The organism is Sphingomonas sp. Leaf208 (assembly GCF_001421415.1).
Classification (GTDB): domain Bacteria; phylum Pseudomonadota; class Alphaproteobacteria; order Sphingomonadales; family Sphingomonadaceae; genus Sphingomonas.
The window spans coordinates 13,300-31,074 of sequence record NZ_LMKH01000013.1; the positions used below are offsets into that span (position 1 = coordinate 13,300).

Consider the following 17,775-nt stretch of genomic DNA (forward strand, 5'->3'; position numbering starts at 1 on the left):
TCGCAATTTGTAAAGATCGTAAAAATGCAGGCTGACTTTGGCAGCGGGCTGTTACTCAAATGACACGCCGAAAGTTGGGGACGTATATTTGCGGCAAAGCCTATGGCGTTAACCGGACGCAGACGGCTGGAGTTTGGCGCCTAAAACGCCTCACACATTCAAATGCAGATGCGGGTTGCACTAATGGGGCAGTTAACTTAACCTAATCTCTGCATGTCGTTAGTCCCTTTTCGACAGCGTACCCTCGGGCGGCTTCGGTCGCCCTTTTTGTACCGGCTGGTGTCACGTGAGTTCCGTGGTCCCTCCTACTGAGACCCTCGCGCACCGAGGAACTCCAGCGCTGAAGCGGAAGTCGGCGCTGAAGTAGCCTGTTCTGCCGTTGCCGTAATGATCACCACGCCGCAGTTGGAAGCTGGCGGGGCAGCGGGCAGTGCCAAGGCTCTGAACCTTCTCCGCGGGAAAACTGAACGGATGGCAAAAGTTGGGGAGCCAGAAAGAGGCCGCGAATGACTGCAAGTGGGTCATGGCTGAGCATCGCTGCCGATCTTCATTACGAAGCAGGGCTGAGTGTCGCCAGTTCGTTCAGCTATACACTGATCAGGGGACTCAGTGCGGCAATTGGCTCGACTATCGGGGCGATGCCGCCGATGCATCGAGGCGCAAGTCGACGATCATTGGCGCGGAGCTGGCGGTGGTGATGGGGCTGATCTAATTCAAACGTGTCGGACCGGCGCTGCTACTCCCGGTCGACTTCCTCCTCACCGTTCCGATCTGCGTGCTCCTCGTACTGCTGTTCGCGATCTACATCCTTAAACTTCTTGAACTGAAAGTCCGCGTTCGCGCATCATAGATCTGTCATTCGGGGGGCGGCGCAACGATCAAGACGCCGTTCTTAGTATCTGACTGTTACCGACTACGGCATCGCTGGTGTGATGGCGATAATGTTGGGCTGCTGATCCTCCAGATCGTCGTCGTCGCGCTATTTGATATCGAACAGCAACCGCTGTCTCGAAGATCTGGATGCGGCACCGATCAGAAACGCTGCTGGTTGATCCGGATGAGGTCGTCAAGAAATTCGACGACGGCACGGATGCGTGGCAGACGTTGCTGGTCGGCGTGCATGAGCAGCCAATAGCTGCGCGTCACCTCAACTTCGGGCAAGACACGGCGCAACCGAGGGTCCTGTTCGGCGGCAAAGACATGTAGAACACCAAGGCCCAAGCCGTTGGCAACAGCGGCCTGCTGGGCGGCGATCGAACTCGACCGGAACACCGTGGGCGCGTCGTGGACGATCTGGTCAAAATAGCGGAGCTCCGGAATATCGATCAGCTCATCGATATACCACACCAGCGGATGCGCCTTAACTGCGTCGAGCCCCTCGATCGTTGGATGACGATCGAGGTAATCGGCTGCCGCGTAGAGCCCCAAACGATAGTTGATTAACCGCCGCGCGATCACCCTGCCTCGCGGCGGGCGGGTCAGACCGATCGCAATATCGGCCTCACGCCGCGACAGGCTGACCGACCGACTTTCTGGCGCAAGTTCCAGCTCGATCGTTGGGTGCCGCGCGTGCAGCCGATGGACGTTGGGCGCTACCAGATAGGTCCCGAACGCCTCGGGAGTAGCAAGCCGAACCGATCCTGCAACCGTGCCCACGTCGTCGCCAACCTCGGCGCTGGCGCTGATCATTTCGAACTCTATCCGCTCAGCGTGTTCACGCAGCAGTTCGCCGGCATGGGTTAGTAGGACGCCACGCGGTGAACGGTCGATCAGTCGCGCGCCCATCGCCGCTTCAAGTCCGGTCATGCGCCGCGCAACGGTACTATGGTCCAGTCCGAGCGTACGGCCTGCGGCCTGCAGCCGACCGTCGCGTGCGACCGCCAAAAAGACACGGATATCGTCCCAGTCGAGACTCTGCATTTTTGCACAACCGATGCGGTTCTACGGTGGTTCCGGTGGTGGAATGCAAAGCGTACACCGTAGAAGGCACTTTGGAAGGAACAATAATGCGCAACGTAACGCATTTAATTGGCGGACAGTCGGCGTCGTGGTCCGGCGAACGAACCGGCGACATCTTCGCCCCTACAATTGGGCACGTACAGGCGCAGGTCGATCTCGGCACGGTCGGCACAGTCGCTGAGGCAGTTGCCAATGCGCGCGCCGCGCAGCCCGCCTGGGCAGCAACCAACCCGCAACGCCGCGCGCGCGTAATGTTCCAGTTCAAGGCGCTAATCGAAGAAAACATGGAGCAGCTTGCCGCACTGCTCGCCTCCGAGCACGGCAAAGTCATTTCTGACGCGAGGGGTGACATTCAGCGCGGCCTCGACGTCGTCGAATTCGCATGTGGCATTCCGCATTTGCTAAAGGGCGACTACACCGAAGGCGCCGGCCCTGGCATCGACGTCTATTCGATGCGCCAAGCGCTCGGCGTCGTTGCCGGCATCACGCCGTTCAACTTCCCCGCGATGATTCCGTTGTGGATGCTCGCGCCTGCCATCGCGTGCGGCAACGCCTTCATTCTGAAGCCTTCCGAGCGTGACCCTTCGGTTCCGATGCGGCTTGCCGAACTGGCGCTGGAGGCAGGGCTACCCGCTGGTATCTTCAACGTTGTCCACGGCGACAAGCTCGTCGTCGATGCGATCCTAGACCATCCCGACGTCAAGGCGGTCAGCTTCGTCGGCTCGTCTGACATCGCACAATATGTGTATGGCCGTGGTGCTGCGGCGGGCAAGCGGATGCAGTGCATGGGCGGCGCCAAGAACCACGGCATCGTCATGCCCGACGCCGATATCGACCAAGCCGTCGCCGACATCCTGGGTGCCGCCTATGGCTCGGCAGGCGAGCGCTGCATGGCGCTGCCCGTCGTTGTCCCTGTCGGCGAAAGGACGGCCGAGGTGCTGCGCGAGAAGCTCGTCGATGAGATTGGCAAGCTTCGCGTCGGTGTCTCGACTGATGTCGATGCACATTATGGGCCTGTCGTGAGCGCGCAGCACAAAGCGAGAATTGAAAGCTATATCCAGATGGCGGTCGATGAAGGTGCCGAACTGGTGCTCGACGGCCGCGGCTTCGCGCTGCAGGGGTATGAGGACGGCTATTTCCTTGCGCCTACGCTGCTCGACCATGTTCGGCCGAACATGCAGAGCTATACCGACGAGATTTTCGGGCCGGTTCTGCAGATCCTACGCGCCACCACCTTTGAGGAGGCTGTGAGTTACCCCTCACAGCATCAATATGGCAACGGAGTAGCGATCTTTACCCGGAACGGTGATTTTGCGCGCAATTTCGCGAGTTCGGTCGAAGTCGGGATGGTCGGTATCAACGTACCCATCCCCGTACCAGTCTCCTACCATAGCTTTGGTGGCTGGAAACGGTCCGGCTTCGGTGACCTGAACCAGTACGGCACCGATGGTATCCGCTTTTACACGCGTGTGAAGACCGTGACGCAGCGCTGGCCGAGTGGCGGTTCGGTCATCGATCAAAGCTTCGTTATTCCGACCATGTAATCTTGGTGTCCGTCGGCGGGGTGGTATCGCCATCTCCGCTGGCATTGCCATAGTCATTTAAGGAGAACGACCATGATAACTGACACCCCAAAGCCCGACGTGGAACAGCCACCTGTTACGCAGCCGCTCAGGCCAGCCGCGCCAAATACCGGCAGCCCGATGGACGATGAGCCCGAGCCCGGCACCGACCCGATGCATGAAGGTCCTTAAGCAGCCGAGAACAAGAGCTCCCGCTTGCCTAGCAGGGGGTAACGCTCTGACGGATACGTCCAATTTACGCGTGATTAGCGATTGTGGTCCTCAAGCGTTTAAGTGCGCGGCACAGCAGTTGGCTATGATGGCCGGCGGGAGCTTCGACGGGAGCGCTTATGCAGCGGAATGGGCGCCCTTTACCTGCCACGATGGTCGACGTCTTGCCTGCTGCGGCAAGGCGCGGACGTCGCGGTAAGTTTGCAACTGGCAACCTCGATACCGCTGCGTAACTACTCACTGGGGATGCTGGGAGCGGTTGCCGAGGCGGAATACCTTTGAAAACGTGGCGCATCGGAATGCTAACCTATCAGACCAGTCCAGTCGCATAGTACACACCGATCGTGAAAAACGCAGTCAGTGTTTTGAGCAAGGTGAGTCCGAATATCTGCTTGTACGATTGACGATGTGTCATCCCACAGACGGCGAGCAGTGTGACGATAGCACCGTTGTGTGGGAGCGTATCCATGCCGCCCGAGGCAAGTGATGCGATGCGGTGCATCACTTCGAGGGGGATGTTGTGATCAGCGGCAAGTTGAATGAAACGGTCCGAAAAGGCGCCGAGCGTCAGGCTCAGGCCACCGGAGGCTGATCCCGTCATGCCCGACAATATATTGGTGGTTAGTGCAAGATTGAGGAGCGGGTTGCCGATCTTGCCGAGTGCATCGGCGATGATGTGAAACCCCGGCAGGGCTGCAATGATCGCACCGAAGCCGTACTCCGATGCGGTATTCATGCCTGCGAGCAATGACCCCGAAACCGCGACCTGCGTTAGCGCGGCCAACCGGGGCTTCAAGGTACTCCAGGCGATAATCAAGGTCGCCACGATCCCCAGCAGCAATGCGACTTCGACAGCCCAAAGTGCTGCATTGGCCTTCACCTCTTGCGTCAACGGTGCGACGGCCATCCGCGAACTGAGGATCGCCGTTGCCGTCTCACCGTAGAAACTTTCGATGACGCTCAAGGCCACGCGGTTGCCTACGCCCACCATGATGAGCGGAAGCAAGGCGAACGCGAGCGGCATCGGCTTGGCATCCTCCGATATCTCGGGTTCGTTTATATGGCCGCTGCCATAGCCTTCACCCGCAGCGGCCGCTTTTCGACGCTGCCATTCCAGATACGCGTAACACAGCGCGAACGAGAAGATCGAGGCGATGATGCCGAGCGCCGGCGCGGCGTAGGCGGTGGTCCTGAAAAACGTAGTCGGGATGATGTTCTGGATCTGCGGCGTGCCGGGCAGGGCATCCATCGTCACGGTCAGGGCGGAGAAGGCGATCGTCGCGGGGATGAGCCGTTTGGGTATGTCCGCCGTGCGGAACATCTCGGCGGCAAAGGGATAGACGGCGAAGACCACCACGTAAATCGAGACGCCGCCATAGGTCAGGATCATGCCAACCAGAGTAATGGCCAGGATAGCGTGCCTGGGCCCGAATGCGCGCGTGATTACGACGACGATCGCACGCGCCGCGCCGGAAACTTCGATTAGCTTCCCAAACACCGAGCCCAGCAAAAATACTGGAAAGTAGTTCTTGATGAAGCTGGCGGCCTTTTCCATGAACAAGCCGCTAAAGGCGGGCGCGACCCCTGATGGCTGAGTCAACAGGACCGCCGCCATTGCCACGAGCGGCGCGATCAGAATGACGCTGTAGCCTCGATAGGCCAAAAATATCAGCGTGCCGAGCGCTCCAAGACATATAAACAGGTCCATCAATATCCCTTTGCAGGTCGAGCTTTATAGGTTTTACCTATCAGAATAGGAAGGAAGGGCTCCGCTTTACGAAAGCGACCATGCTGGTTCGCGTCAGGCGAAAATCTGTTGATAGATAATAGCGATATCTTCGGCGGTCGGCACGCGGGGATTGTTTGCAGGTGATCCCGACGCGATCGCCTGCCGTGTCATGACCGGAACCAGCGCGTCCCAGCGTTCGGCGGAAATACCCCAGGCCGCCGGGGTCGGCACCTGTAGATCCCGGTTTATCGACGTCAGTTCTTTGAGGAGGCGCGCTACACTGGCCTGATCGCCCTCGTCGTCGGTTGCGACACCCATGGCGCGCGCACAGCGCGCATAACGCGGGATGGCGCCTTGACTCGACCAGGTCGTGACCGCTGGCAGCAGCATGGCATTCGACAGCCCGTGAGGCACATGGAAGTGCGCACCGATCGGCCGACTCATTCCGTGGACGAGCGCGACCGATGCATTGGAAAAGGCCATGCCTGCCAGCGTGGCCCCGAGCATCATCGCCTCGCGTGCTTCACGGTCGTTCCCGTCGTCAAAAACGCGCCGCAGATTGGGGGCGATCAGTTCCATCGCCGCGAGTGCGATGCGGTCGGACAAAGGGTTCGCCCGCTGAGAGACATAGGCTTCGATCGCATGGGTCAGCGAGTCTATGCCGGTGTCCGCCGTCAATCGTCGGGGTTTGGTCAGCGTCAATTCGTAATCGATCACCGCCGCGATCGGCAGATAGGCGATGCCGGCGCAAAGCATCTTCTCGTCTGTGCTACCGTCAGTGATAACGGTGAAGCGGGTTGCCTCTGACCCCGAACCGGCGGTCGTAGGCACGGCGATGATGGGCAGTCCCGGAACGTCCTGCACATGCGGAACCTTGTAGTCCGCGGGTACGCCGCCGTGCCGCCCTATCACGGCAATCGCCTTGGCCGTGTCGATCGGGCTCCCCCCGCCAATTCCAACAACACAGTCATACTCGCCGTTGGAAAGGCTGCGCACACCGGCCATGACCGAATCCACGGTCGGATCCGGCACTGTGTCGGCGAATATGCCGGCGTTGATGCCCGACAAGGCAAGCATCTCGACCGCTTGTGCGATCCGACCGGTACCGTTGAGGTACGCGTCCGTCACGATCAAGGGCTTCGACAGGCCGAGTTCGCGCAACAGCAAAGGTAGTTGCTCGAAGGCACGTTCACCAACGCGCATCAAACGGGGCAGGGCAATGGTGGCAACCATCGAGCACTCCATAGGTCTGGGAGAAGACAGGGGCGGCAAGTCTAGAATTTAAACCGGGCACCCACGGTGACGTACCGGCCAATGACGTCGTACAGCGCCGCGTAGGTATATTGCTGGAGCGTGGTCTGGATCGGGACTAGCGGTGGTGCCTTGTTGAACAAGTTGGTCGCCTGCGCGAACAGCGACAAATTGCCGGCCTCGCCGATCTTCTGCTCTAGCGTTACGTCAGTATATGCGCGCGATGGCGTGCTGTTGTCGTTGATGTCGACGCCTTCGATATAGGTCGCATCATATTTCCCGGTGCTGATGAAGCGTTCGGAAACGGTCGCCGAAAAGCCGTCCTGACTGTAGGTGCCGAGGAAATTGACGCGCCATGGCACGCGACCGGCGGTAGCAGACAGCCCATCGACAATGGGGGAATTGGGGAACTGGCTGCGATAGCGATCGGTGTAGTTGGCGAGCGCGCGTAGCGTTAGTCGGCCGTTGCCCAGGTTGGTGCCATATTGCGCTTCGATATCGATGCCGCGCGTTTCGATGTTCGACAGGTTGAGATACGGGTTCGCAAGAACAATGCCGCCGCCAGCAGGCTGGGTGGTGATGAGACCACAGGCGCTCTGCACGCCGAGCGCGCACTGGTTCACGATGCCGCCGGTGCCGAGCAGGTCGATGGCGCTATCGATCTTGATCCGGTACGCATCGACCGACAGGTTGAAGCCGCGGAAGAAGGTCGGGCTGAGCACGAAACCGGCGGTCAGCGTATCGGCCTTTTCCGGCTTCAGCGACTGATTGCCTTGCGTAAAGGTGGTCTGCGGAACGGAAACGCCCTGATAGACGATCGTCCCGGACGTTATCGCCGACGGATTGAACAGTTCGAGCAAATTGGGTGCCCGCGTGTCGCGCGACCGGGTAATGCGCAGCAAGATATCGCGGATCGGACGATAGGTGGCACCGGCCTTCCAGCTCCAGACCGTGCCCGACAGGCTGTAGTCCGCGACGCGTCCCGATGCGTTCAGGTCGAGCGACTGTGCGAAAGGCAGATCCTTGAAGACCGGCACGCCGACTTCGAGGAATCCTTCCTTGACGGAGAAGGAACCGTCGAAGGGCTGGGGGTCGAAAGTCAGGTAGCCACCCTGTCGGCCGATCAGGCTTGCGGGGCAACCGCGCACGCCGGTGCAGTCGACGCGCGACTGTGAAACCGCGTCCGAGGTCTGCGATCCCGATTCTTTGCGGTACGTGCCGCCAAGCGCAAAGGCGATCGGGCCGCCCTGTAGGGCCAGACCGTCCGGCAACTGACCACGCAGCGACGCGTCGACGACATCCTGTTTCAGTACGAGCCGCTTGATCGATGCGCCATAGATGAAGTCCTGCGCTTCCTGTGTGATCGGTCCTGACGCGAGGCCGATCCCGCCGCCGAACAGGTTGGTAGGCACACACCCGACATCGAGCCCGGTCCCGCCGGGGACAAAAGCGCCCGCCGCATTATAGTATTGCGAGCGGCAGACGATCTGCCCGGTCTGCGGGTTGCGAACGGCATCAGCTGCAGCATAAGCGTTCCGCAAGTTTGGCATGTTGTAGACGTTTTCATATTGTTCGGAACGCGAGTGAATTCCGTGAACTTCGTAATGGAAGTTGTTACCAAAATCGCCCTTGGCCGAAAGATGATAACGCTGGAGTTCCTGCCGCGACTTCTCGGTCTCAAAGTCGGTGTTCGACATGTTTTTGCCCAGCGTGAATGACGAGAGGCGGTTGTTCGTCATTGTGGACTGGATGGCTGTCGGAATATACGGATTACCGCTGAATATAGTATACGCGTATTGTCCAAACATGTAGTTTGGATATTGTACGATCTTGTTGCGCGATACGCCGTATAAGCCTTCAGCCGCAACCGTCATGTTCGGGGAAACGTCGTACTCGACATGACCGTAGAAGTTGTAGCGGTCCTGCTTAGGATTAATCGGCTGGCGCGGATAATCACCATTGCCTCCGCTTTGGAAGCTGCCGTTCGAAATCGTGCCATAGTCGTGCTGAAACGGCGTACCGTCCGCGGCGAACTGCGTACCGCGCAGAATGGTGTTGGTGATGAGGCCACCATTCGCGCCGTTCGCGATCTGCACGTTGGGGGCGATGAAGCGGAGCGGGCGGGCGCCGGCAACGGGATTGCCCACGAGACCGCCGGGTACCTGCTCCCACGGGCGTCCGCCACGCGTGACCCAGTTGACTGCGTCTTGGTGGAAGATTTCCGCATTCAGGACGACGTGCAACTTGTTATCAGCAAATGCGCCGCCCCAGGTCGCGCTGGCGAGCGTGGAAGGGGTGTCGCCATACGTCGAGATGCCCTGCTGTACTTGCGCCTTTACGCCGGTGAAACGCGTGTCGAGGATGAAGTTGACGACGCCCGAGACGGCATCTGATCCGTAAGCAGCAGACGCACCGCCCGTCACGACTTCCACGCTACGTACCAGCGACTGCGGCAAGCGATTGATGTCGACGCCGCCCGCTGCGTTTGATGCGATTACCCGCTGACCATCGAGCAGGATGAGGTTGCGCTGCGTGCCGAGGCTACGAAGATTCAGGATGCTTTGGCCTGCGGTACCAGCCGGCGAGCCGCCCGTGGTACGGTTGGCATTGGCCGAGTTTGCAAAGGCAGGGAGGTTGCTGATCGCTTCGGCAATGTTGTTCGGTGCGGTGGCGGAGAGTTGCGCGGCGCTGACGGCCGTAACGGGAGTCGGGGTGGTGAAGCCGCGCGTCAGACGAGATCCGGTGACGACGATGTCGCTCGTGGATGCCGGCTGGTCGGTACTGGCGGGATCGGCATCGACGTTTTGCACGGCGCCACTGGCATCCTGCGACGGACCATCCGCGCGACTGTTTGCGGCGGCATCGGTGGTCGTTGCCGCGATACCGTCCGCTGGCGTCGGCTGTACACCGGCAGGTGTGGTCTGCGCGAAGGCACTGGCCGACCCCAGAACTGTCGCGATGGCAAGCGCACTTACCCCAAGCAGGGAAACCCTGTTCATAAAACCTCTCCTGTTTTTTTTGACTCTTCTTGATTAATTAGGCGTCGTGGTTTCACCCCGGCGCATTGTTCAGGTCTCGAACGCAGCAACTTCGTATTCGACAACGCGCGGCACGATGAAACGCAGGTCTCGACCCGTCTGCGTGAAGGTGAGCGCGGTGCCGGCACGTAACAACTTCGCCTGCCGGATCGGCTTGCCATCGGGCAAGGTCACGTGGACTTCCTGCGGCCCGATCGCGTATTCCTTCCGGAACGTATTCGCGTACGCGTTGGGATTGGTGTAGTTCAGCAGGTGGACTGCATATCCCGGTTCTGTTTGCCACGTGAACGTCTCGATCAGGCCGTCGCCTTCCACCGATGGCCCGACATCACCGTTTGCGACCCATCGAACGGTGTTGGCCACGAGCCGTGCGAGATCGTCGCCACCGGTCCGCCAATATGTCCCCTCGTTGTCGCCCGTCAGGTGTGCGAGACGCGACCCACCCTTTTCCCGCAGCACCAGAGCGGGCTTCTTCGTCGCGGGCGCGCGGCTGTAGGTCTGTTCGGTCGGATAGATCGGATAGGGATCGATCAGCGTCAGCGCGGGCTCGCCTTGCGCCGTGACGGGGATCGACCAGTTCGGGCCTAGGATCCAGTTGGTATCCTTGAACTCTTCCGTGATCGGATGCGGCCGCTCGATGCGCTGCAGATGGGCGAATGTTGCCGGATAGGGCGTTTCGTTGCCGGGCAGGGGACGATGACTGTCGTCTCGCGTCCCCGTGCGCCGCATCCCGAACAGCCCGCCGAGTGCGAAGTCGGCGCGCATCTTGCCCTGTACGTCGTAAAGCCCCGTCTCGAAACTGGTCATCAGCGATCCACCGTCAGCGACGAAGCTGCTGATCAATCCTAATTGCGCATCCGTCAGGATTGCTACGTTGGGTAGCAGCACCGTGGAATATTGCTTGAGCTTTGCGCGGGTCAGGTTCTCCGCGGTCAACAGGTCGAACGGGATGCGCGCCTCGAGCAGGATCGCGTACATGCCCTGGATGCTGTCGGAAGCGTCACTCCCCGCCGGCTTCGGGTAAAGGCGGTTGGTAAGCGGCGAAGTGACGAGCGCAATCCGGTGCAGCGAACGGACCGTGTGGAAATGCGGATCGTTCGCCGCCTGCCATGCCAGATAGTCGCGACCGATCGCTTGCCAGCGGCGGTCTTCGTTAAACCCCTGTTGCGCGCCAAGCCAGTGATAGTGGATCGCCCCGCCCGTCGCGAGCGTCTGCGCCATGCGCGTACGGGTTTCGGCGGCGTTGGCGGTGCCGTTGCGCCACCAACTGGTATTGCCGCGGGCCCAGGCGCTGGTCAGGTTGAAGACCGGGCGATCGCCCATGATGTCGCGCGCGATGCGGCCCTGCTGCGCGTCGTCCCATACGGGCAGGCCGGCGCCACGGTTCTGGTTGTCGGCCAGGAATACCTCGGCGGTGGTCGTCATTGCGGTGAGGTCGAGTTCGCCGCCGCGAAGGCCGCCACCCAGATTGCCGGTATAGAAGCGGTCCGCTCGGCCCTTCTTGGCGATACCGGTGTAGAGGTTCCACAACTCGATGGCGCGCTTCTGGTACGCGGGCACATAGGCTGGGCTGTCTGCGTCGACGATGCTGCGGCAGGCCTGGCACCAGCATTTGCGGATATGGGTGTTTGGCCAGCCATTGGTGTAGAGCCCATCGACATCATACCGCGCAATGAGTTCCCGCATGATCGCCGGGATCTGCTTGTCGTAATATGCGGTGAACTGGCAGGTTTCACCGTAGGTCGGGGGCAGGACGCCACCGCCGGCGCCTTCACGGGCGATAGCGCCGGCCTTGTCGCGACGGAACCAGTCGGGGTGGCGTTCGGCGGCACGTAACTGGACGATGTCTGGGCTGAATCGCCCGACCACGCGGATGTCCCGCTTGCGAAGTGCGGTCACGCATTCGCCGAACAGATCGCGGCCATTCAGTCCGGCGGCCGGATAGAAGTCGGGTACGGCAGAGGGATAGAAGGACACCGAACCGGTCACGCTAAGGAAGGTCACCTGCGCTTTTGCAGCGGCCAGAAGATCCGCATACGCCGTGACGTCCATCGCAACGGGATCGAGTTCGTTGAAGTTAATATGGAATACGCGCTTGACGCGGCGATGCCAGGGTCCTGCAGCGTCAGCCGCCATGCCAGGAACGGCTGAAGCGGCTGCGATCCCGGCGGCAACAGCCGACAGCCCCGCAAATTCGCGGCGATCCAATTCCATGTTTACCCTCTTCCAGCGGTTTCGCTTGTTATCGATACCATAGGGGGTCTATTCCGACACGGAAGCCAAAAGTTTTGCAGCTATATGGTGCGCAAACACCGAAGGGGCGCCGATGCAGCGATTTAATTGGGATGATCTACGCTTCTTGCTGGCGATCTCGCGAGGTGGCAGCGTATCGGCGGCGGCGCGGTCGCTGTCGGTCGATCATGCTACCGTTATCCGTCGCCTCGAAGGCTTGGAGCGGGCGCTGAACGCAAAGCTGTTTCAACGCAACTTGCGGGGGTACAGCTTGACGGTAACAGGCGAGCGGCTTCTGATATCGGCCAAGACAATGGAAGAGGAAGCAACCCGCGCCAGCGCGGAGATGGGTCAGGGCCGCACGACCATATCCGGCGGGTTACGGATCAGCGCGCTGGAGGGCATCGGGAACTTCTTCTTGGCGGAGCGGCTGGCAGCATTTGGTACCGCGCATCCCGACCTATCGATCGACCTCATCACGCTACAGCAATTAGTTGCCTTGTCACGGCGAGAAGCAGACATCGCAATTACGCTTCAGCCTCCAGTAACTGGGCGATTCCACATATCGCGGCTGACGGACTATGATCTCTATGTCTATGGATCGAGTGAGTATCTTTCGCGCTGCGCACCGATCGTAACGCAAGCGGATTACGGAGATCACCCGTTTGCTGGCTACATTGATGATTTGGTTTTTGTTCGAGATTTGAATTACCTCGATAAAATTGGTGCGCGGGTGCGACCAAAATTGCAAAGCAGCAGTATTCACGCGCAGCTTGAATTCGTACGGCAGGGCTATGGTTTATGTATTCTACCAAGCTTTGTTGCAGCTTCGGCGCCCGAATTGAACCGAATTCGTCCTGATTTGTTCTCATTGCGACGGTCTTACTGGATCGTTGCGAATCTAGAAATTATGCAAACCGCTCGTGGAAACTTACTGGTAAAATTTCTTGAAAGCGAGGTCAATGCTGCTCAGGAAGACTTCATTGGTCAGGGCATATATACTCAGGATATTGCGACAGGCATGCCACGATAACAGTTACTTTGTACGTATACCTCTGATCATATATTAGCCTACCATTGGTCGGGACGTCTTCCTGATCGAGCTCGTACATCAGCGGTGCTTACCTATACAGGGAAGATCAGCGCCGCTAGCCAAAACCTGAACGAACGGCTGGTTTTGGGAGACCCACAAGTAGCTCTGAGCGTCTACTTGTGGGTCGTTGCTGCTAGCCCGAGCCTCAGAGGGGCTTATCGATCTCTATTAGCTCTAAAGGGTGCTCTAAGGTTGCGGTGATAACAATCAAATGCTCAACGCCGAAGTTAGCGGCCCAAGCTAGACCCGCTGCTTCAGCCTTCTTAGCACTATCGAATCTTGGTCCGCCAACGATTGACACTGACTCTCCGTCATCTGCGCCAACGCACAGCGCGGACCCAGTTAAGTTAAATATCTTATCAGCGGATTGTTCGATCCGGATACAGTCGGCATCGACCGGTGATTGTTTGCCCACGGGCAACCTTACGACTTTCATCACAGATCCTTTTCAACTTTGATAGTCAACGCGGAGGTTAAGCGTCGGGTTCATGCCGATCCACGGTATCGTGAACGACAGGGGGACGCGACTGCTGCCGGTTGCGCCATCAGCTCGATGTGGCCACCGCCCGTCAGTGGCGGACGCGGCTTTTTTCGTAGGCTACCTTGCCGGCATGTCGGCGGATCGCAATCGCTGCGACGGCACGCTTCGCAGTGAGCTCGTCAATGTCGTGCACGTCGAAGGTGCCACCGTGCCATTGGCGTAGCTGTCGATGTTCCTCGTGAGCCGGATCACTCATGGCCGCGAGAAAGAGCTCGAAGCCAGGGTGGCCGCCGACATCCTCGGGCGGGCAGCGTTGTTCGCCGGCAACGAAGCGCGGATATTTGGTCTCATGCTCACCTAGTCCGACCTCCTCGACAACGACGGTGTGCCGCCAGTAGTCGCCCATGTCGTAGGTATAAGTAAGCTGGCGTACCTCGCGATCGATCAGCGCGCCAAGCTTTACGTTCCGGGCTGCGGCGATGTTGTGGTCCGGCCATTTTGGGTCCGGCATGCCGTAGCGGCGGTCACCCGCCTCGAAGTGCCAGAGATGATAATCCTGCCACCCCATGGCGGCCTGTATCACGTCGTGGAGCATCTTGAGGCTTCCAGTGACCGGCATCTCGACTACGCGCCAGATCGCGGGCTCGATGTCGTTGAGGCTGATGCGCAGTCGCGCGATGGTCTCTTGCGTCATGTCGCAGTTTTGGATGTCAGAGCGCTCGTTGCCAAGAGGCCGTCTGTTATTGGTGAAGCGGCTGAACGGGAATCGCGTCGCGTAGCGTCTGAATGAGAGGTACGAGTTGGGTAGCGCCGAACGGCATCGGAACGGCGGGTAATGGGTCGTCTGGCGGGTAGTAGCAATGCAAAGACTTGGCCCTTGCAGTTTCAGGCGGGCTACTGGCTGCCTCTCGCCTCGTCGAACGCCAACCGGTTGCTCTCGATTTCCGCAATGTTCGTGCCGGCCCAGTATCCGAGTTCGCGGATCGGATCGGCTAATGATCGGCCAAGGGCGGTGAGGGCGTACTCCACCTGAGGCGGCACGGTTGGGTGGACGGTGCGGGCCACCATGCCATCGCGTTCGAGCGCACGCAGCGTGCGGGCGAGCATCTGTTGGCTAATGCCGCCAATGGTGCGCTTAATGTCGTTAAAACGGCGCGGCCGTTCAGTGAGCGTAAGCACGATCATTACGGTCCACTTGTCGCCAATCAGGCTGAGAACACTGCTGAACCGTTTGCATTCGACGTGAATTGGTTCGGGGGTGGTCAGCTCCATGTGACTAGGTCCTGCGAAAATGCCTTCTTGGCGGGGCGCTTGAGGTCACATAGCTGGTCCAGGTCACTTTTCCAGACCGGAGCTACCCTATGAATATCCTGCACATTGATTCAAGCGCGAGCGACAGCGCTGTTTCGCATACACGCCGCCTTTCCAGTGAACTCGTCGAGCGGCTCAAAACCGCCAATCCCGGCGCAACAATCGTGTACCGCGATCTCGTCGCCAACCAGCTTCCCCACGTGGACATGACGATCCGGCATGCCTGGACGGCCGAGAACACCGGCGACACCAAGCTGGCCGAAACGATGAGCCGATCAAAGGGGCTGGTTGACGAGCTCAAGGCGGCGGACGTCGTGGTGGTCGGCTCGCCGATGTACAACTTTACGGTGCCCTCGACGTTAAAGGCGTGGGTCGACCATGTAGCGATCGCGGGGCAAACTTTCAGCTACACGACCGAGGGGCCACGCGGCTTGCTGAGCGGCAAGGTCTATCTCGTCCTCTCATCGGGCGGAATTTATTCTGAAGGACCGTTCGCCGCGTACGATCATCTGTCGACTTACCTCGAGGCTATCTTTAACTTTCTTGGCATCCTGGACGTCGAGGTGATCCGAGCGGAAGGCATCGCGTACGGACCGGAGCAGGATCAAGCGGCGATGGCGAACGCCGCTCACAGAATTGAAGCGATCGCCGCCTGAACAGGTCGGTAGGGAGGTCAGCCGGAGATCAAGCCGCGGCTGGCCACCTAATTAGAACTTGGAGTAGACTTGACAGAACGGTCGAGTTTGGAACGCGGTGGGTTCAGTCCGAACGATCGGTATTGGGTCACTCGATGTTTGCCAGTGCGTGAACGCCCTCTAAAGTCGACCTTGCTTTGATATTTCAGCAATGCGCTCACGGACCGTCTGAAGGCATTCGTCTGCTCTAATACCGATAATAGGCTCATTGCATCGATCAGCAATATCCATAGCTTGCTGAGCGGCTTGCTCTATCAAAACAAGCTGTTGCAAACGTACTTTTACTTCTGGCATTCTTGTATCTCCGGCACTTTAGCGGATTTCAAAATGTCTTGCGGCATATGCGATCTTTGCCTTCGCGTTTGAGCCTGGTTTTCTAACCACATTCGGGTCTCTGCTCGAAACTCGCTAGGAACTCGTTTGGCGGCCTGATCAGCCATGTCACGAAGTGTTCTCGCTTTCAGAACATCCTTCATTCGCGCGTCGGCTTCCATCATCACGGCGTGAATCCCGCATACGCCTGAGGTCGCCCAAGCAGGGGGCGTTTGACCGTACAGGGGACAGGCATGTCTGACGTTGCGGCAGTCGAAAAGTGCCTTTTGACCATCGACTGCGACCACCACGTCGTAAAACGATATGTCTTCCGCCGGGCGGGCAAGGCGAATGCCGCCACGCATGCCTTCGGTTGCAACGATAATCCCCGCTTTGTTTAGCTTGGTCATAACGCCTGCCATGAACTTCACCGGCAGCGCGCGCAGGATAGCCAGATCCCTCGAGCTTGGCGCCGCTGCCTCTTCCGGCAAGTCTATGATGAAAAGGAGGGTATGAAGCGCATACTCAACCGCCGTACTTATATGGCTCAATTGAAACTCCGACTACGTCGGTGGCAGTTATAGCCGCTTGCTAGCTCACGACAACCGTTCAATTTGCCGCGCCTCGAAAAGTCGTCTGGTGCTTCGCGCACGCCTCAGCGCGAAGCGCTAGGGTGATGGACGCGCCCGATCGTCACCGCTCCAAATCACAGAATTGCTGTGCATTATGGATGATTTTTAAAATGTGCTAGAAGGAGTCTGTGTCCGCGGCTAACAGAGATATACGAACTGATCGAGCCAAGTCGAGCTTGCGTAAGGGCGGCAGAACCACAGCATATTCATTTGGAAGGCGCTAAATGCCCGTCGCTCATTGTGTATCTAGTATGACAGGTATCATTTTGGACTTTGACGAGGGATTTTGTCAGCTAGTTCGACGGCGACCAGATCAGCTCGTTGGATTGTCGTACAAAGTCATTACTGCACCTGACGATCTGTTAAAGAGTAGTGAGATGCTTGTAGGTTTAATTAATAAGGCCTCGCCAACGCACATACGCAAGGGATATGTACGTCCGGATGGGAGCGTGATCAAAGCGGATCTGCTGGTGTCAAAGTTCGGTAATGAGGGGCGCTTGATAGCGACACTGTCTTGGATCGAGGGACAGCAAGAATCGTCGCCGTCAAAGCTTTGGAAAGCCGCGTTGCGGGTCAAGCATATTTATGATGCACGCATAATAGAGCTTGGAAAGGACCTGTTTAGTGATCATGTCGGACTGATCCTATTGCATATGTATTTGGCAGAAGCAGAAGGTCGAGTGGTCACGGCATCCCAGGTTGCCAAACTCATAAGCCTTCCCGCCCAGTCCATGGACCGTTGGGTAAAGGCACTGACGCAGCGTGGATTGCTGGAGGTCATTGACGATGCTTCGGGGTATATTCAGCTTAGCCAGGATGGTATTTTGAGGCTGGAACGCTTGTTCGCGGCGACATTAGCACCTGAAGCGCTTGCGGTCGGAGAGGCGTAACGACCAAGGAATATTCGTGGGCAACTAAACTACCGTATTCTCTTCTTCAACTGCGAGCTCACGAAGAACCGAATGCAACCTGTCGCCGCTGAGCCGAGACGGATCGAAGTCGCTTGCTGTTGCGACATTTGCGAAACGAGCGGCATTCGCGTCGGATAGGCCTACGAACCCCATCGCCCAATTGTAAGCGCGGTCTGAGGGCCGCCTTGTAGGCGGAGCGTTCAACGGGTTGATGGCAGCTCTTTGAACGGGGCCGTGATGTCGGACGAGACTATCGAACCAGCTGCAGATGTAGCGAGTAGTCATACGACCGGTCGTATGAGTGGTCGTATCGAGATTGTCGGGCGGGTGTCGGGTCG

General features: G+C 58.8%; 14 protein-coding genes. 5 read left to right on the top strand and 9 right to left on the bottom strand.

Annotated elements, in window-relative coordinates; genetic code table 11:
* Window positions 1-1,032 precede the first annotated feature (1,032 nt).
* Window positions 1,033-1,920 (bottom strand): LysR family transcriptional regulator, encoded by an 888-nt coding sequence (locus ASE69_RS08950; protein WP_056485369.1) that lies wholly within the window; start codon window positions 1,918-1,920, stop codon window positions 1,033-1,035.
* Between the two features lie 86 nt (window positions 1,921-2,006).
* Between ASE69_RS08950 and ASE69_RS08955 the strand changes: the two genes are divergently transcribed.
* Window positions 2,007-3,503, top strand: a complete 1,497-nt coding sequence (locus tag ASE69_RS08955; RefSeq protein WP_056485371.1) for a CoA-acylating methylmalonate-semialdehyde dehydrogenase — start codon at window positions 2,007-2,009, stop codon at window positions 3,501-3,503.
* 72 nt (window positions 3,504-3,575) lie between these two features.
* Window positions 3,576-3,713 (top strand): hypothetical protein, encoded by a 138-nt coding sequence (locus ASE69_RS22560; protein WP_200924153.1) that lies wholly within the window; start codon window positions 3,576-3,578, stop codon window positions 3,711-3,713.
* Window positions 3,714-4,062: 349 nt separating this feature from the next.
* Here the strand turns inward: ASE69_RS22560 and ASE69_RS08960 are convergent, their stop codons facing one another.
* From ASE69_RS08960 to ASE69_RS08975, 4 genes are all read right to left on the bottom strand, one after another.
* A complete protein-coding gene (locus ASE69_RS08960) occupies window positions 4,063-5,460 on the bottom strand; it encodes a GntP family permease (protein WP_056485373.1) in 1,398 nt (465 codons plus the stop codon).
* 93 nt (window positions 5,461-5,553) lie between these two features.
* Window positions 5,554-6,714 carry an iron-containing alcohol dehydrogenase gene (locus ASE69_RS08965; RefSeq protein WP_056485391.1) on the bottom strand — a complete coding sequence of 387 codons (1,161 nt, stop codon included), beginning with the start codon at window positions 6,712-6,714 and terminating at the stop codon, window positions 5,554-5,556.
* Window positions 6,715-6,755: 41 nt separating this feature from the next.
* Window positions 6,756-9,731 (bottom strand): TonB-dependent receptor domain-containing protein, encoded by a 2,976-nt coding sequence (locus ASE69_RS08970; protein ID WP_056485375.1) that lies wholly within the window; start codon window positions 9,729-9,731, stop codon window positions 6,756-6,758.
* A 69-nt stretch (window positions 9,732-9,800) separates the two neighbouring features.
* Window positions 9,801-11,984, bottom strand: coding sequence for an alpha-amylase family protein (locus ASE69_RS08975; RefSeq protein WP_056485377.1), 2,184 nt, complete (start codon window positions 11,982-11,984; stop codon window positions 9,801-9,803).
* Window positions 11,985-12,096: 112 nt separating this feature from the next.
* Here ASE69_RS08975 and ASE69_RS08980 point away from each other — a divergent pair, with 112 nt between their 5' ends.
* A complete protein-coding gene (locus ASE69_RS08980; RefSeq protein ID WP_056485379.1) occupies window positions 12,097-13,035 on the top strand; it encodes a LysR family transcriptional regulator in 939 nt (312 codons plus the stop codon).
* 629 nt (window positions 13,036-13,664) lie between these two features.
* On the opposite strand, the gene ASE69_RS08985 is transcribed toward ASE69_RS08980, so the two are convergent.
* Window positions 13,665-14,270, bottom strand: a complete 606-nt coding sequence (locus ASE69_RS08985; RefSeq protein ID WP_056485381.1) for a plasmid pRiA4b ORF-3 family protein — start codon at window positions 14,268-14,270, stop codon at window positions 13,665-13,667.
* A gap of 200 nt (window positions 14,271-14,470) precedes the next feature.
* The gene (locus ASE69_RS08990) at window positions 14,471-14,848 is read right to left on the bottom strand and encodes a winged helix-turn-helix transcriptional regulator (RefSeq protein WP_056485383.1); all 378 of its coding nucleotides are present in this window, start codon (window positions 14,846-14,848) and stop codon (window positions 14,471-14,473) included.
* A gap of 89 nt (window positions 14,849-14,937) precedes the next feature.
* Between ASE69_RS08990 and ASE69_RS08995 the strand changes: the two genes are divergently transcribed.
* A complete protein-coding gene (locus ASE69_RS08995; protein ID WP_056485385.1) occupies window positions 14,938-15,543 on the top strand; it encodes an FMN-dependent NADH-azoreductase in 606 nt (201 codons plus the stop codon).
* A gap of 159 nt (window positions 15,544-15,702) precedes the next feature.
* Here ASE69_RS08995 and ASE69_RS22000 read toward each other — a convergent pair whose 3' ends face one another.
* A complete protein-coding gene (locus tag ASE69_RS22000; protein ID WP_156362256.1) occupies window positions 15,703-15,876 on the bottom strand; it encodes a hypothetical protein in 174 nt (57 codons plus the stop codon).
* The gene (locus ASE69_RS09000) at window positions 15,864-16,445 is read right to left on the bottom strand and encodes an RrF2 family transcriptional regulator (protein WP_082453010.1); all 582 of its coding nucleotides are present in this window, start codon (window positions 16,443-16,445) and stop codon (window positions 15,864-15,866) included. Before ASE69_RS09000 ends, ASE69_RS22000 begins: the two co-directional genes overlap by 13 nt.
* A 332-nt stretch (window positions 16,446-16,777) precedes the next feature.
* On the opposite strand from ASE69_RS09000, the gene ASE69_RS09005 reads away from it, so the two are divergent.
* On the top strand, window positions 16,778-17,416 hold the full coding sequence (locus ASE69_RS09005; protein WP_056485387.1) for a hypothetical protein: 639 nt from the start codon (window positions 16,778-16,780) through the stop codon (window positions 17,414-17,416).
* The last annotated feature ends 359 nt before the right edge of the window (window positions 17,417-17,775 follow it).